Source organism: Bifidobacterium imperatoris (assembly GCF_002860405.1).
In the GTDB taxonomy this organism is placed as follows: domain Bacteria; phylum Actinomycetota; class Actinomycetes; order Actinomycetales; family Bifidobacteriaceae; genus Bifidobacterium; species Bifidobacterium imperatoris.
The window spans coordinates 52,791-67,573 of sequence record NZ_NMWV01000002.1 but is presented as its reverse complement, the minus strand read 5'-3'; the positions used below and the strand labels follow the sequence as shown (position 1 = coordinate 67,573).

15 protein-coding genes are annotated in these 14,783 nt (G+C 54.9%); 3 read left to right on the top strand and 12 right to left on the bottom strand.

Annotation, left to right across the window (positions count from 1 at the left end; all coding sequences use genetic code 11):
* From Tam1G_RS00800 to Tam1G_RS00790, 3 genes are all read right to left on the bottom strand, one after another.
* On the bottom strand, positions 1-562 hold a 562-nt coding region (locus Tam1G_RS00800), incomplete at its 3' end, for a carbohydrate ABC transporter permease (protein WP_165781852.1).
* A 96-nt stretch (positions 563-658) separates the two neighbouring features.
* A complete protein-coding gene (locus Tam1G_RS00795; RefSeq protein ID WP_101625111.1) occupies positions 659-2,011 on the bottom strand; it encodes an ABC transporter substrate-binding protein in 1,353 nt (450 codons plus the stop codon).
* A 168-nt stretch (positions 2,012-2,179) separates the two neighbouring features.
* On the bottom strand, positions 2,180-3,073 hold the full coding sequence (locus tag Tam1G_RS00790; RefSeq protein WP_101625110.1) for a PHP domain-containing protein: 894 nt from the start codon (positions 3,071-3,073) through the stop codon (positions 2,180-2,182).
* Positions 3,074-3,285: 212 nt separating this feature from the next.
* Here Tam1G_RS00790 and Tam1G_RS00785 point away from each other — a divergent pair, with 212 nt between their 5' ends.
* A complete protein-coding gene (locus Tam1G_RS00785; RefSeq protein ID WP_242689658.1) occupies positions 3,286-3,975 on the top strand; it encodes a vitamin K epoxide reductase family protein in 690 nt (229 codons plus the stop codon).
* A gap of 103 nt (positions 3,976-4,078) precedes the next feature.
* Here Tam1G_RS00785 and dapF read toward each other — a convergent pair whose 3' ends face one another.
* A complete protein-coding gene (dapF, locus tag Tam1G_RS00780) occupies positions 4,079-4,972 on the bottom strand; it encodes a diaminopimelate epimerase (RefSeq protein ID WP_101625109.1) in 894 nt (297 codons plus the stop codon).
* A 51-nt stretch (positions 4,973-5,023) separates the two neighbouring features.
* Between dapF and murI the strand changes: the two genes are divergently transcribed.
* Together murI and Tam1G_RS00770 are read left to right on the top strand one after the other, a co-directional pair.
* Positions 5,024-5,818, top strand: coding sequence for a glutamate racemase (gene murI / locus Tam1G_RS00775; RefSeq protein ID WP_101625108.1), 795 nt, complete (start codon positions 5,024-5,026; stop codon positions 5,816-5,818).
* A gap of 90 nt (positions 5,819-5,908) precedes the next feature.
* Complete coding sequence (locus tag Tam1G_RS00770; RefSeq protein WP_165781851.1) at positions 5,909-6,757, top strand: patatin family protein; 849 nt, start codon at positions 5,909-5,911, stop codon at positions 6,755-6,757.
* Between the two features lie 247 nt (positions 6,758-7,004).
* Here Tam1G_RS00770 and Tam1G_RS00765 read toward each other — a convergent pair whose 3' ends face one another.
* The 8 genes from Tam1G_RS00765 to Tam1G_RS00730 all read right to left on the bottom strand — a co-directional run bounded on the left by Tam1G_RS00765 (position 7,005) and on the right by Tam1G_RS00730 (position 14,762).
* Positions 7,005-7,892, bottom strand: a complete 888-nt coding sequence (locus Tam1G_RS00765) for an SPFH domain-containing protein (RefSeq protein ID WP_420308618.1) — start codon at positions 7,890-7,892, stop codon at positions 7,005-7,007.
* Between the two features lie 251 nt (positions 7,893-8,143).
* A complete protein-coding gene (locus Tam1G_RS00760; protein WP_101625107.1) occupies positions 8,144-8,806 on the bottom strand; it encodes an amino acid ABC transporter permease in 663 nt (220 codons plus the stop codon).
* Positions 8,807-8,897: 91 nt separating this feature from the next.
* On the bottom strand, positions 8,898-9,716 hold the full coding sequence (locus Tam1G_RS00755) for a transporter substrate-binding domain-containing protein (RefSeq protein WP_101625106.1): 819 nt from the start codon (positions 9,714-9,716) through the stop codon (positions 8,898-8,900).
* 73 nt (positions 9,717-9,789) lie between these two features.
* Positions 9,790-10,548, bottom strand: a complete 759-nt coding sequence (locus tag Tam1G_RS00750; protein WP_101625105.1) for an amino acid ABC transporter ATP-binding protein — start codon at positions 10,546-10,548, stop codon at positions 9,790-9,792.
* 224 nt (positions 10,549-10,772) lie between these two features.
* The gene (locus tag Tam1G_RS00745; RefSeq protein ID WP_101625104.1) at positions 10,773-11,015 is read right to left on the bottom strand and encodes a mycoredoxin; all 243 of its coding nucleotides are present in this window, start codon (positions 11,013-11,015) and stop codon (positions 10,773-10,775) included.
* A gap of 92 nt (positions 11,016-11,107) precedes the next feature.
* Entirely contained in the window at positions 11,108-12,418 is a 1,311-nt protein-coding gene (locus Tam1G_RS00740) for an O-acetylhomoserine aminocarboxypropyltransferase/cysteine synthase family protein (protein WP_101625103.1), read from the bottom strand.
* A gap of 64 nt (positions 12,419-12,482) precedes the next feature.
* The gene (locus tag Tam1G_RS00735; RefSeq protein ID WP_101625102.1) at positions 12,483-13,715 is read right to left on the bottom strand and encodes a trans-sulfuration enzyme family protein; all 1,233 of its coding nucleotides are present in this window, start codon (positions 13,713-13,715) and stop codon (positions 12,483-12,485) included.
* A 141-nt stretch (positions 13,716-13,856) separates the two neighbouring features.
* Positions 13,857-14,762 carry a cysteine ABC transporter substrate-binding protein gene (locus Tam1G_RS00730; RefSeq protein ID WP_101625101.1) on the bottom strand — a complete coding sequence of 302 codons (906 nt, stop codon included), beginning with the start codon at positions 14,760-14,762 and terminating at the stop codon, positions 13,857-13,859.
* Positions 14,763-14,783 lie beyond the last annotated feature (21 nt).

Genomic DNA, 14,783 nt, shown 5'->3' with positions numbered 1-14,783 from the left:
TGTAACCGGTGAACTCCCAGGTGTTGATGTTTGCGATGGCGGCAAGCAACACGTCTGAGCTCAACACATCGATATGGGTGCCGAAGAAGCTGTTGAAGGAGCCGACCAGGCCGTACTTGGCGCCGTATACGAAGCCCCAGATTAACGTGGAGACCACGGCGGGCACTGCGTAAGGCAGGAAGGTGGAGATGCGGAAGAATTTCGTGCCGTGCAGCTTCATCGAATCCAATGCCAATGCCATAGCTGCCGCGAGGAAGAGCATAACCGGCACCTGGAAAATGGTGAAGATTGCCACGCGACCGACCGAGCTCCAGAACTGCTGGTCGACAAGCAGACGCTGGTAGTTCTCAAGCCCCACGAACTTAGTGCCGCCAATCATCTGCTTCTTGAAGAAGCTGATGTAAATGGCATAGCAAATCGGGATGATGAACACGAAGATGAACACCACTGCGAACGGCCACATGAACTTCCATCCACGCCAATCCGCCTTATGCTTGTTGATTCGTGCTTGGGGCATATGTGCCCCCGCCATTTCCGGGCTCACGCCTATTGGTTGTGTCATTGCTTTTCTCTTTCCATCAGCCTTCCGGGCACGAAAAGAGCGGGGATACTGGGGTGTATCCCCGCTCCTAGCTACCCGGCTTGTGCCGGCGTGATCTTACTTGACGGTGACGGTGTAGCCCTGCTGCTCGCCCTGCTCGGCCAGCTTCTTACCGTAGTTTTCGAGCGCCTGTTCCAGGGTGATGTCACCGGTGTAGGCCTTGGAAACCTCGTCGCCATAAGAGGACTGGGCGAACGGGTTGTACGGCAGGTACTGGAACTTCTCAGTCGGGCGCTGTGCCGCCTCGGAGAGCACTTCGTTCACGTTCTGGCCGCCGAAGTAGTCGTTGGTCTTCTTGTTGGCTTCGGTGGTCGGATCGGTGAAGGAGTCGGAGGTGAGAATCTTCTTCAGGGATGGGAAGGTACCGGTGTCGGCCATGACCTGAGCGCCATCACCGTGGGTCATGTACTCGACGAACTTGTAGGCTGCGGCCTGGTTCTTGGAGAGCTTGACCACGGCGAGCGCTGAACCACCGTCTTCGGCGGAGACTTCCTGGCCTTCCTCCCACTGCGGCAGTTGGGCGACGCGCCAGTTGCCAGCCTGGTCGGGAGCACCGGTCATCAGGTTGATCGGCATCCAAGCGCCGATGGTCAGGGATGCGATGGTGCCGTCGTTGAGCTCGCGGTTCCAATCGTCGGACCAGTTCGGGGTCTTGGTGTCTACGAGGTCTTCGTCGATGAGCTTCTGGACGAACTTGATGTAGCGCTGCATGCCCTCGTCCTTGGTCATGTTGATGGTGATCTTCTCGCCATCAACCTTCCAAGGCTGAGCACCGGCCTGCCAGATCTGTGCGGTGAATGGCTGGTAGTCGTTGGAGGTGCCGGCCAGGTTGGTGATGTAGGCCCCGGTGGCGCGAATCTTCTTGGCCGCCTCGTAGTAGTCGTCCCAGGTCTTGATGGATTCGCCGTCCACACCGGCCTTGTCGAACACGGCCTTGTTGTAGAAGAACATTTCCGGGCCGGAATCAATCGGCAGTGCGTACGGCTTGCTGTTGTACTGAAGCTTGTTCCACGGGCCGGCTGCAAAGTCGTCGGCAAGCTTGTCCGCGCCAAATTCACTCAGGTCCACGAGGCCGTCAGTGACTGCGAACTGGGTGACGGTCGGGTCTTCGAGCATCACGACATCCGGAGCGCCGTTGCCGGCTGCGATGGCGTTGGAAAGCGCGGTGGAGGTCTTCTCGGCAGTACCGGTGTTGTTGAACTTCACGGTGATACCAGGGTTGGCCTTCTCAAACTTGGCGATAATGTCTTTCATGGAATTGCCGGAATCCCAGCCCCAGAACACCAGTTCGGCCTTATCGGCATCGCCCTTGTTGGCGTTGCTGTCGCCGCTGCCGTTGCCGCACGCTGCGAGGCCGACGAGGATGACGACTGCTGCCGTTGCCGCGATGACCTTCTTTGTGTTGCGCATGATGATTCTCCTCCTACCCCATTGTTCGGGATGTTTCTTTGGTACAACTGTGTACCAATACCACTGATGATACACCCGTGTACCAAAATGTCAAACTCTACGACACGCCACGACTACCATCGCGATTTTTCAATAAATCGGACCGATAAGCCAGCCCCGCTTGTAGACCTACCGATACAGCGGCAGCACACCGCGGCTTACGATTTCCGCCACGGTCGCCTCATCGGTGAGATTCTCCCCCAGCAGATTCGGCTTACCCTTGCCGTGCCAGTCCGAACCACCGGTAACAAGCAAATGAAAACGACTGCACAGTCCGAGCAAACGCTCACGCTGCTCCGGAGGATTACCCCGATGCCACACTTCCAAACCATCCAGACCTTCATCAACCAGTGATGCAATCTGCTCGTCAGACAGCAGCCGGCGATTGCGACTCAAATCCGCGGCATGCGCCACTACAATCACGCCACCGGCCTCTTTGATGGCCGCCACCACGTCATGCGTGGTGGGCGAAGGTGTTGGAATATAGTACTTGGATGAGGAGTTGACCGCATCGGCAAAGGCCTCGGAACGATTCTCATATACGCCGGCGCTCACCAATGCGTCAGCGATATGCGGCCGCCCGATGGTGGTCTTACTTCCCTCTTTCACCTGCGCCAACACCGATTCCCAAGAAATCGGATAATCATGAGACATAAGCTCCACCATCCGCTGCGTACGGCGCAGACGAGCCTCACGAGTGGAAGCGAACAACTCAACAATGCGCGAATTCTTCGGGTCATACTGATAGCCGAGCATATGCACCGAAACACCCTGATCCGTAGCCGTGATTTCCGTGCCACGCAGCAGAGGCAATCCCACTTCGCGCGCGCCAGCTTCAGCATCAAGCCATCCGGCCGTCGTATCATGATCGGAAATAGCGACGCCCTTCAGCCCCTGTGCCTTGCATTGTGCAGCAAGAACGGCCGGTGTTTCCGTACCATCGGAAAACACGGTGTGGCAATGAATGTCCCAGCCGGTTTTCGGCGGGGCCACAGGCATCTCATATCCAGTCATACGTTCCATCGTAACCGCATATTCGGCATGTCTACGCCAAACAGAGCAGAACAAACCGCAGCAACGAATACTCACAGCACTGGAATCATTGCCGCGCTTCTCTCAACCATCCCGAGTAATCCCTCCCAGCACCCTCACTGTTCAGTCAACCGCTTCAATGCCTCCAAGAGACGGCGAGGGGCGCGGCTATGGTAGAACACAATCGAACGGTAAGGGGAATCATGGCTCGCAACACTGAAAGCAAACAGAACACTAACTCTGTCAGCGGCATCGCGCCAACACCGCTGACAGGATGGCGACACAGCGCCACATGGACGTATCTCATCATGCTGATCGCCTCAGTAGTGGCGCTCGGCACCTCGTTTATTCTGTCCGCGGAAACCTTGCAGCTGGCTCGCCATCCTGAAGCACAGCTCGGCTGCGATGTGAACGCCGTCATCTCCTGCACTACCGTGGCACAATCCTGGCAAGCGGAAATCGTGAAGTTCGGCGGCCTGAGCTATCCGAATGCGTTCTTCGGCATTGCCGCCGAATCAGTGTTCATCACGATTGCAGTAATTGGTCTCGCCCGAGTACGCGTGCCACGCTGGTTCGCCACCTGCACTTGGCTGGGCGGACTTGCCGCACTTGCATACTCGTACTGGCTCAGCACCCAGTCGCTGTTCGTGATTCATGCATTGTGCCCGTGGTGCTTGACGCTGATGTTCTCCACAACCATTCAGTTCATGGCGTTGAGTCATGCAACAGTGGCCGTGCAGGAACTACCGCACAGTAAAGTCACCGACAGCGTGCCGGCTGGGCTTAATAAGTACTATCGTCTGAATTTCGACTTGATGATTGATGTGCTGTGGATTGTGGCCATTGTGACATTGATATTTGTGACTGAAGGTGCCGCGCTGTTTGCCGCATAACAGACGGCAAACAAGCACGCACTTTTCTGGCTTCCCTCAGCCGGCAGGAGTGATTTGGTTCCCCTCTTTTGCACAGGGAGCCAAATACCTTATTATCCTATGACTACAGCAGCGTGATATCGGCCACAAGGGTAGCGGCACCCGTGAGCTTCACATCCTCGTCGGTTACATCCACGCGCAAAGTACCGCCGCGCACCGTGATATCCCAATGATCGATGCCGGTCTTGGCTCGAAGCACAATGCCGGTAGCACACAAACCGGTGCCGCAGGACAGTGTTTCACCACAGCCGCGTTCATTGACGCGCATAGTGGCTTCGCCAGTGCCAGCGGCCTCATCAATATCGTCAACGCGTACGAATTCCACGTTCTGGTCGGATTCGATTTCCGGAGCCACCACTGGCTTGGTCACCAAATCGAGCTCTTCAACTACCGGCAGCGAAGCGAACGCATCCTCAATCACCGCCACAACATGCGGATTGCCCATGTCCACGAAAGTGCCGCGTGCGGAACCGGCAGTGCTGGGAATCGTTACCTCGTACGCATCCAGTTCGCCAATCCTCCATGCGCCCATTTCCACCTGGAAGACATCCGCGCCATACGGCTTCATATTGCCTTTGGGCGTCAAAATCTTCACACCTGCGCGAGTACCCAGACGGAACGGTTCGGTGGAGTCGGCAACACCTTCTCGCTGAGCAAACAGCGTGATGGCTCGCGTGCCGTTACCGCACATCTCAGCCAACGAACCATCAGCATTGCGGTAATCCATGAACCAGCGCGCGCCGCCTGCAAGCATTTGCGCTATCTGGTCATCATTCAAATCGGAGACGAAATCTGGACGGGTCAGGCGAATCAGGCCATCGGCTCCAATGCCGAAATGCCGATCGCACAGGAAACGCACTTCTTCCGCGGTGGGCTCATACTTGCCGGAGCGGTCAAGGTATACAACGAAATCATTGCCGGTACCATGTGCTTTGGTTACTTGTTTCGGAAGGCTCATGCCTTGTAAGAGTACTCTAGTAATCGACACAATGACAGGAAGGATTCAGGCATGAGTTCGTCGGCTCCAATTGGCGTGTTCGATTCCGGTCTTGGTGGCGTATCTGTGGCCCGGCAAATCGCCAAGGACATGCCAGCCGAGCATGTGCTGTATTTCGGTGATTCAGCCAACGCCCCGTATGGCACTAAGACACCCGAGCAGGTCAAGGCGCTGAGCTTTGCAATAGTTGAGCGCTTTGTACACCAAGGCGTCAAAGCAGTGGTAATCGCTTGCAATACCGCCACTTCCGCAGCTGTCAACGACCTGCGTGAACATTACGACATTCCAATCATCGGCATGGAACCGGCGTTGAAAGTGGCGTGCGATCGAGGCGACGTACCCTCCGACCCGCATCATATTCCGCAACGTGTAATTGTGGCCGCCACTCCCCTGACTTTGCGCGAGCAGAAATTCGCGAATCTCATGCAGCGTTTTGATTCGGATAATGAGATTTACAAAGAGCCTTGCCCTGATTTGGTGGAAATCGTGGAATCCGGTCAGCTTGGCAATCATCAGCTGGTAATGGATACGCTGCACCGGTATTTTGATCAATATGATCTGAACCGTATTGATTCCGTGGTGCTGGGTTGCACGCATTTTGTGTTCTACCGTGACTATTTCCGTGAACTGCTGCCTGAGCGCGCAGCCATCATCGACGGCAATGAAGGTACCGTGCGGCATCTGGGCGTGGTGCTTGAATCCTTGGGCAAACTGGCCCCGGAAGATGCACGTGGCAGTGTGGACCTTGCCAATTCCGACCCATCCGAACGTATCGCCGCGCTTGCGCACGAACTGTTGAATCGATAGAACCCCACAATAGGAAGAATATTGTCTATCTCATTGTCCAGCAAACGCGCGTAAGCTCGGCAGCAGGCTATTTGCAAAGAGGGGGTAATCATGGCATACAAAACCGCAATGATTGATGTCGGTGGCGGATTCCGCGCGATTTTCGGCTGCGGTGTAATGGATCGCATGCTTGAAGACGGTATTGATGTGGACATGTGTTACGGCGTTTCGGCCGGCGCCGCCAACATGACCTCGTTCATCGCGCGCCAGCACGGGCGCAATCATACGTTCTACACGAAGTATGCCTTCCGCAAGGAATACGCCAGTGCAGAAAGTTTCTTCAAAAACCATAACTTCGCCAATCTTGATTACATTTACGGCACATTAAGCAATCATGACGGTGAGTACCCGGTGGATTTCGAAGCATTTGAAGCTAATCCCACTGGTTTCACCGTGGTGGCGTGCAATGCCGAAGATGGCTCAACGAAGTATTTCGATAAGTCTCGTATCCGTTTTGATGATTTCGATATCGTCAAGGCATCTTCTGCGGTTCCCGTGGCGTGCGAGCCATATGTGGTAGATGATGTGCCGTATTTCGATGGCGGCATTGCCGACCCGGTGCCGGTGCAAAAGGCTTTGGATGATGGCTATGAGCGTGTGATTCTGATTCTTTCGCGTCTTCGCGATGAAGTGCGCCAGCAGCATAAGGACCTGCCACCGGCACGCATTCTGGAACGTACGTACCCGGCCGCTGCGGAGCGCTTGCGCGAACGGTACAAGACCTATAACGATGAGATCGAATTGGCCAAACAGTATGAAGCCGAGGGCAAGGTGTTGATTCTCGCCCCTGAAGATTTATACGGCCTCAACACCTTGAAGAAGAATTTCGAGGGCTTGGAAATGATGTACCGCAAAGGATACGCCGCCGCCGAAGCGATTCCGGAGTTCCTCAGCAAATAGCAGACATTTTTTCGCGATACCGTGATACCTCCGCACCCCTGAAATCCGAGCCGCTCATCCCGACTGTAGGATATTCAACTTTGACTGTAGGTTTTTGAACTTTGACTGTAGGATATTCAACATTGACTGTAGGTTTTTGAACGAATTACGTTCGATATCCTACAGTCAGTGTTCAAAAACCTACAGTCAATGGAGGTAGTAGAGGCAGTGGAGGTAGGTGCTTGGCGGGATGGGAAACCGTCTGCTCCTACTTGGTTTCGGAGGCAGTGAGCATGGCCTTGGTGACCTGCTCATAGAGATCCTGATAGCCTCCCGGCGTGGAAGCCGGCAATACCACGGTCTTCGCGTTGTTGGATTCAGACAGCGAGCGCATCACGTCAAGATACTGGTTGAACAACACCACGTTGTTCACATCATTGATGTTCATGCCCACAGCCTGCAAACTCTTAATCTGGTCGACGATACCGTTGGCGATTTCGCGACGGTAGTTGGCCTGGCCTTCACCTTGAAGACGAGTCTTCTCAGCTTCTGCAGCGGCCTGGGTCTCTATCTGGATACGCTGCGCTTCAGCACGCTGACGGGTGGCTTCCTTCTCACGCTGGGCGGCGTTGATGGAATCCATCGCGTTCTTGACCTGCGGGCTTGGATCGATGGCCGTAATCAGGGTCTTGACCACGGTGAAACCGAATCGGCTCATCTCATTGCCAACGGTTTTCTGCACATCGGAAGCCACATCATCCTTACGAGCGAATGCATCATCCAAGCTCAGGGCAGGGATGGCGGAGCGTAAAGCATCTTCCATGTAGCTACGAAGCTGACCGGCTGGATCACGCAGCTCGTAGTATGCGGTAGCCACATCATTTGGATTAACGCGGAACTGCGTGGATGCCACCACGGTGACGAACACATTATCCAGCGTCTTGGTTTCCAATTGCACGTTCAACTGGTTCACGCGCATATTCGTTTTCATGGCAATGCGATCGACGAACGGAATACGCATGTGGATGCCAGCGAACTGAACTTTCAGGAATTTACCGAATCGTTCGATGATGTATGCCTGCTGCTGCGGCACGACGAAAATCGCGGCGAACACCAACAGAATAATAATGATCAACAGAATCAGCAGCAACAGCATGGTTCCTCCCAACATGGCTGCAATAGTCATCGAAGCCCCCTTTCCAAGGGCTAAGCACGGCATATCGTTGTGCCGTGACCCAACAGTTTCCATGCTACCAGCGCAGCAGCTGGAATGGATAGACCTCTATGCGAGTCATATCAGGCAATAATGAGATTTCATGTTCCGTTCACCATGTGCAGGCGAATATACAAAAATGAAAAAGGCGCTTCATCAAGGAAGCGCCTTCAACCGAAGCATCAACAGCACTGTTAGAAGTGCTCGTTGAGTTTCTTCTCGCAATAGTCCTGCAGCCATCCCAGCAGCGTGCAGAATACCAAGTAGATAAGTCCCACTTCGATATACAGCACCAATGGCTCGTAGTAGATGGCTACGATACGCTGCGCGGTCATGAACATTTCTACCACTGTGATATTTGCGGCCAGGGACGTATCCTTGACCAGCGCGATGAAGGAATTGAACAAGGCCGGGAACGCTGAACGGAACGCTTGCGGCAGAATGATGCGACGCATAATTGTGACGTATGGCATATTCGCCGCAAGACCGGCTTCAAGCTGGCCTTTGGGCACAGCCAGAATAGCACCGCGTAACGTTTCGGCGGCATACGCGCCCACGTTGAGCGAGAACGCAATCACCGCGGAAGGCAGTGCAGGAATTGTAATGCCGATAGATGGCAGACCGAAGAAGATAACGAACAGTTGCACCAGCAACGGTGTTCCGCGGAACACCCAAATGTAGAACCATGCAATCTGCGATGCCACAGGAACTTTGGCCACGCGAACCAACGCCACCACAATCGCCAGGATCAAACCGAGGGCGAAGGAGATCAGCGTCAGCGGAATGGTCACGGTAATACCGGGAATCAGTAGCTTAGTAAAGGAATCTACGACTATTCCCCATACTCGTGCATCCATTGGTTATCCTTTGTTGGTTAATACGTATCCATCAAGCCGATTATTATGAGGCTCTCCACTATTGCGGGCAAGGAAGCCCGCGTCAAGGAACTCACTCCTGAGAGAAGTCCTCACCGAAGTACTTCTCGGAAATCTTGGTCAACGTGCCATCCTTCTGCAGCTTGGAGATGGCCTTGTTGACTTCCTTGACCAGATCGTCGCTGCCCTTGCGGAACGGCAGGTAGGCGGCCGGGGTCTTCTCGGACTTGGCTGCGATCTTGATATCCGCGTCAGGCTTCTGCTTCAAGTAGTCAAGGGCGGCGAGGCCGTCGTTCAGCGACACGTCTGCACGACCGGAGGTAATGGCGTCAACCTGCTGGCCGAAGTCATTGACCTGCACAATGGTGGCGCCCTTCTCCTGAGCGGTCTTGTTCCAGTTGGAGGTGCCGGTTTCAGCAGCGCGCAAACCCTTGACATCGTCGAAGGACTTCACATTCTTCGGATTCTCCTTGGAAGTGATGACCACACCGTAGGAGTAGGTGTATGGCTCGGAGAAGTCGTACTTGGCCTTGCGCTCATCGGTGGCGGAAATCTGGTCGGCAACCGTATCGTACTTCTTGGCATCCACGCCGGCCAGCAGGGAGTCGAAGCTGCCTTCAGCGAATTCGGCCTTGACGCCGACTTCCTTGGCAATGGCCTTGGCCACTTCAACGTCGTAGCCGGTCAGCTCATTGGTTTTGGAATCGTGGTAGCTGAACGGAGCATACGTGCCCTCGGTGGCGAACACAATCTTGCCGGCCTGCTTGACCTGCTCCAGAGCGCTGGAGCTGGATCCGCCCGCAGACGCGGAACCGCAGGCAGCCACTGAGAACAGCACGGCAACGCCGGACAGCAAGGCAACAGCCTTGCGGATAAGATGATTCTGAGACATGACAAACCCCTCTCTTGATATTGTCATCAATGGTTGAATCAACAACTGTGAATTCTGGTGCTTCAGCTCGCCGCTATCGGGATGCGGGAATCATCAGCACATTATTCGTGGACGACAGGAATTCAGCGGTACGTTCCTCGCGTGGATGTTCGAAGAGCTGCTTCGGGTCACCCTGTTCAATCACATGACCACCCTCGATGAACACCACATGGTTCGAAGCTTCATAAGCGAAACGCATTTCATGAGTGACCATCAGCATCGTCATGCCATCTTTGCCGAGCTGCCTGATGACTTCAAGCACACCGGTCACCATTTCGGGATCCAGTGCCGAAGTCGGCTCATCAAGCACCAGCAATTCAGGATTCATGGCTACCGCGCGAGCAATGCCTACGCGCTGCTGTTGTCCACCTGACAATGTGCTTGGGAATCGATCCTGATAATCGGCCAATCCCACACGATCAAGCTGTTCGGCTGCAATCTTGCGAGCTTCGTCGGGCTTCAACCCTTTGGCATAAATCAGTGGTTCAGCTACGTTTTCCAACGCATTCTTGTTCAAGAACAGGTTGTAATTCTGGAATACAAACCCGATTTTGGAACGTACTTTGCGTATATCAGCAGTTTTGGTGGTGGTTAAATCCACTGCCCCATCACCAAAGTCAACGGTACCGGAATCAGCATGCTCGAGAAAATCCAGAATGCGCAGCAGCGTGGACTTGCCGGAACCTGACGGCCCGATAATAGTGACCACATTCTGACGAGGAATGTCAAGGTCAAGCCCGTCAAGCACCTTGGTGCCCTCGAAGCTTTTGCTCACGCCCCTGATCTGAATCATGCTGCTACTTCCTTTATCATTACTGTTCCGTACGCCAGAGCCGACCCGCCGTACAACCATTCACCGTAGGCTCGCCCATATGCTCATGTTTCGGCGTGGCTATATGCGTTACCTATGAACAGCTATTCACATCAATAAACAGCCGATGTCGAACAGCCAATTCTTGTCAATAAAAAAGCGATTGCACCGGTACGGCAATCGCTCAACGGTTCTGAAACTGTCTCTTACAATCCCAGTTCGCTGACTTTGTTCTTGATGTCCACTGCGGAAGGTTCCACTTGGAAGCTGCCATCCGGGTACAGTACCACCGGAATATGCTGCTGTCCGCTAATGGCTACCGCACGATCGGCGGCACCATCTTCGGTTTCAATGTTGTGCCAGTTATATTCGGCGCCAAGTTCCTCAAGCGTGCGCTTTGCCTGCTTGCAATCGCCACACCATGTTGCACCATACACATCAATAGCCATGTTCTGTCCTTTCTTCGCTATGTCAACCCCAAGTCCGCAATGTCCTTAAGAATAACAGCACAGATTATTCTCAGAACGAACAGCTGCAACGCTCAGTATGCATGGGCGATCGCCTGATCCAAATCAGCGATGAGATCGTTCACGTTTTCCAATCCGATGGACAATCGAATGAGATTGTCGCTCACACCGGCCGCGATACGCGCTTCGGCTGGCACCTCGCGATGCGTGATATGTGCTGGATCAACGATCAGCGAACGGGCGTCCCCAATGTTCGGCACATAGGAGAACAGCTTGGTGCCATCGATGATGCGGCGCACGTTATCCGCACTGCCATCTACCAGGAATGAGAGAATCTGGCCAACACCGCGCGGGAAATACTTGCCTACCAGCTCGTATTGCGGCGTATAGCCCAGCCCGGAATAGTTGACTTTCATCACATGGGCGGCACGGCTCAAATGTTGAGCGATATGCTGCGCGGAAGCCACCTGCTGGCTGACTCGCTGCGGCAATGATTCCAACCCGATCAACGATAGGTATGCATTGAATGGACTGGCCACGGCACCGAACGTTCGCAAGTATTTGATACGAATGCGCTTGATGAATGCAGCATTGCCATACTTGCTGGCAAAACTGTGCCACTCGTTATTGCGGTCGTCGCTAATAACCTGCTGCTGGGTGGTGAACTGCGGGAATCGACCGTTGGCCCAATCGAATTTGCCGGCATCGATGATAGCGCCGCCAATCGCATTGCCGTGGCCGGTGATGCCTTTGGTTGTGGAATGCACGACGATATCCGCACCGAATTCAATCGGACGCAACAGGTAGGGCGTCGGCACGGTATTGTCTACGATCAGGGCGATGCCGTGGCTATGCGCCAACTGTGCAAGCGGCTCGATATCCAACAATTCCGTGGAGGGATTGGCTACGGTTTCCGCGAAAATCGCTCGCGTATCCGGGCCAATACGTGATTCCACTTCAGACAAGTCGTTGATGCTTTTGACGAAATCAGTGTGGATGCCGAATTGTGGTAGAAAATCACCGAGTGCATCCACGCTTGCACCATACAAATTGCTGGGAGCGATAATTCTACCGCCGCCCTCGCCTGTGCACATCAGCGCGTAACTCACCGCAGCCATACCGGAACCAACGGCTACAGCTCCAATGCCGCCTTCCAGAGCGGCCAGACGTTTTTCCAATACGTCAACAGTGGGGTTGGCCACACGGGAGTATTCGAATCCGTCGATGAGTCCGCCCGCAAGCGCATCGCCACGTACGGCATTCTCCAAGTCGAATGCAGCGGATGCGTAGATGGGAGGCACTGCCGCATACCCGTATTCCAGCGGATTGTATCCCGCATGAATCGCGCGTGTGGCGAACTCCTCGTTTTCGGATGCGATACCCATATGTATGTCAGCCCCAATTCATGTCTGCGATAGTCTGGGAAGTGTATTGTGTATTCGCCAGGCGTCAGGCGAATGCCTCCTCCGTTATTTGTGCAAACACGTCAGAGCCGGTATGACGCTTGAGGTACTGCTCATAGGCGATATCGAACGCCTGTCCCAAATCTTCGATGAGGTCGGCCGCATCTTCGATGCCCAAAGACAGACGTACCAGTTCATCGGTGATACCGACTTTGAGGCGTTCTTCGCGTGGCAGTTCGAAGTGGGTCATACGACAAGGCAGTTCGGCCAGGGATTCGACCGCGCCCAGTGAAACGGCCAGACGGAATACATGCAGATTATTGAGCAGGTCCGCGGGATCGACTCCCGGAACAACCTCAAAGCTCAGTACGCCACCGGCACCCTTCAAACCTTTGGCAGCAAGACGCTGGTCTCCGGCTCCTGGAAGACCTGGGTAATGCACGGACTTCACCAGTGGGTGAGCGAGCAGGTAGCGACCCACGGCGAGCGCGTTCTCCTGCTGACGATCCATGCGCAGAGCGAGGGTCTGAATGCCACGGCGTACCGCATCGCATTCGGCCGGCGCCAGAACGCCACCCAGACGATTCTGCGCAAAGTAGATACGGTTGGCCAAATCCTCGCCGGATGCCACTACCAAGCCGGCGTTCACGTCGGAGTGACCAGCCAAGTACTTGGTGGCGGAGTGAATCACCACGTCCGCACCGAGGGAAAGCGGCTTTTGCAGATATGGGGTGACGAATGTGTTATCCACGATGGTCAGCGCGCCGAAACGGTGGGCGACTGCGGCGATGCCGCGCACATCGTTGACTTTGAGCAATGGGTTGGTGATGGTTTCAAAGTAGACGGCCTGTGCTGGCGCGATGCCGTTCTCGGGATCGCCCTGCACGGCTGCGGTGAGAGCGGTCAGGTCCTGTGTATCGACAGCGTCGACTTGCAGGCCCCAGCGGGTAAAGAATTCATTGAGCTGCGAGTAAGTACCACCGTAGATATTGTCTCCCACTACAATGCGGTCGCCCGGCTTGAAGATGGAAAGCACGGCGTGAATCGCGGCAAGGCCGGAAGCGAAGGCGAATCCTCGCGTGCCTTCCTCGAGCTGCGCGATTTGGCGCTCAAGAAAATCGCGGGTTGGATTGCCGCTTCGAGCATAGTCATAGCGAGGCATCGCATCGACCCTCTCGAAGGCATATGTCGTGGAGTTGTAGATCGGCGGGTTCACGGCTCCGGTGTTGTTATCGTCAACCGGCAGTCCGTGGACAAGCTGAGTGTTGAACCTGGTCATTGCGCACCCCCTTTGAGTTGCTAGAATTCATTGGCCTTATGTGGCAAGGACATTCCTTGCTTGGCACAATTTCGACCATAACGCAAAACGCCGGCCTTAAGGCCGGCGTTGTTATATGTGTTGGTTATGGAAGGCTATGTATCAGACCTCTCCGTTTTCTACCACAATCTCATCGGGGTCGACTTCGTCGCCGTAGACCGGCTCGAGGGTCTGCTCGTAATCCTTGTGGAAGAAGTTCTCTTCACCAAGCTTGGCGATTTCCTCGTTCACGAAGTCGAGCAGCTCCTTGTTGCCCTTCTGCACGGCGGGAGCAATGGTGTCATCATCGCCCAAGTGGGTGATGCCCACCTTGAAGCCCTTGTTGGCCTTGGCCCAAGCCAGCACCTCGGTGTTGTCGGTGGAGAAGGCGTCGCCGCGGCCGTCCAGCAGTGCATTGTAGGCGTCAGCATACTGGTCGTACTTCTGCAGCGTAACGTTCGGAGCGTTTTTCTCGAACCAGGTTTCGGCGGTGGTGCCCTTGGCGATAATCAGGGTCTTGCCATCCAGCTGGCTCACATCGGTAATCTGAGCGTTCTCTGGGGAGACCACGCCGAGCGCCACCTTCATGTATGGCTTGGCGAAGTCCACCTTTTCGGCGCGCTCATCGGTCACGGTGAAGTTGGCGAGCACCAAATCCACCTTGTTGGAGGTGAGCACGTCCACGCGAGCGGCCGGGTCTACCGAAGTGTATTCCACGTCAACGCCCAAATCCTTGGCCAGACGCTCGGCGAAGACCACGTCGTAGCCCTGGTACTTGCCATCCTGGTCCACATAGCCGAACGGAGCCTTATCGGAGAAGACGGCAATCTTGATCTTGCCGCTCTTCTTGATCTCATCCAGCGTGCGGGCCTTGGCGTTTGCGCTGGAGCTGGAGGAGCTGGAATCGGAGGATGCGGAATCGGACGGGGTTCCGGCGCTCGGACCGCATGCGGCCACGGAGACGGCCATCATCAGGGCCGCTCCGGTGGCGATGATTGTCTTGAAAGCTTTGCCAATCTTGATGGTCATTGGCTCTTCCCTTCTCTCTTA

Coding starts and splice junctions, on each gene's coding strand:
- Tam1G_RS00755 (WP_101625106.1), bottom strand. CDS start 9,716: ATGTCTCAGAATCATCTTATCCGCAAGGCTGTTGCCTTGCTGTCCGGC.
- Tam1G_RS00730 (WP_101625101.1), bottom strand. CDS start 14,762: ATGACCATCAAGATTGGCAAAGCTTTCAAGACAATCATCGCCACCGGA.
- Tam1G_RS00750 (WP_101625105.1), bottom strand. CDS start 10,548: ATGATTCAGATCAGGGGCGTGAGCAAAAGCTTCGAGGGCACCAAGGTG.
- Tam1G_RS00790 (WP_101625110.1), bottom strand. CDS start 3,073: ATGGAACGTATGACTGGATATGAGATGCCTGTGGCCCCGCCGAAAACC.
- Tam1G_RS00735 (WP_101625102.1), bottom strand. CDS start 13,715: ATGACCAGGTTCAACACTCAGCTTGTCCACGGACTGCCGGTTGACGAT.
- Tam1G_RS00740 (WP_101625103.1), bottom strand. CDS start 12,418: ATGGGTATCGCATCCGAAAACGAGGAGTTCGCCACACGCGCGATTCAT.
- Tam1G_RS00795 (WP_101625111.1), bottom strand. CDS start 2,011: ATGCGCAACACAAAGAAGGTCATCGCGGCAACGGCAGCAGTCGTCATC.
- Tam1G_RS00765 (WP_420308618.1), bottom strand. CDS start 7,892: ATGCTGTTGCTGCTGATTCTGTTGATCATTATTATTCTGTTGGTGTTC.
- murI (WP_101625108.1), top strand. CDS start 5,024: ATGAGTTCGTCGGCTCCAATTGGCGTGTTCGATTCCGGTCTTGGTGGC.
- Tam1G_RS00770 (WP_165781851.1), top strand. CDS start 5,909: ATGGCATACAAAACCGCAATGATTGATGTCGGTGGCGGATTCCGCGCG.
- dapF (WP_101625109.1), bottom strand. CDS start 4,972: ATGAGCCTTCCGAAACAAGTAACCAAAGCACATGGTACCGGCAATGAT.
- Tam1G_RS00745 (WP_101625104.1), bottom strand. CDS start 11,015: ATGGCTATTGATGTGTATGGTGCAACATGGTGTGGCGATTGCAAGCAG.
- Tam1G_RS00785 (WP_242689658.1), top strand. CDS start 3,286: ATGGCTCGCAACACTGAAAGCAAACAGAACACTAACTCTGTCAGCGGC.
- Tam1G_RS00760 (WP_101625107.1), bottom strand. CDS start 8,806: ATGGATGCACGAGTATGGGGAATAGTCGTAGATTCCTTTACTAAGCTA.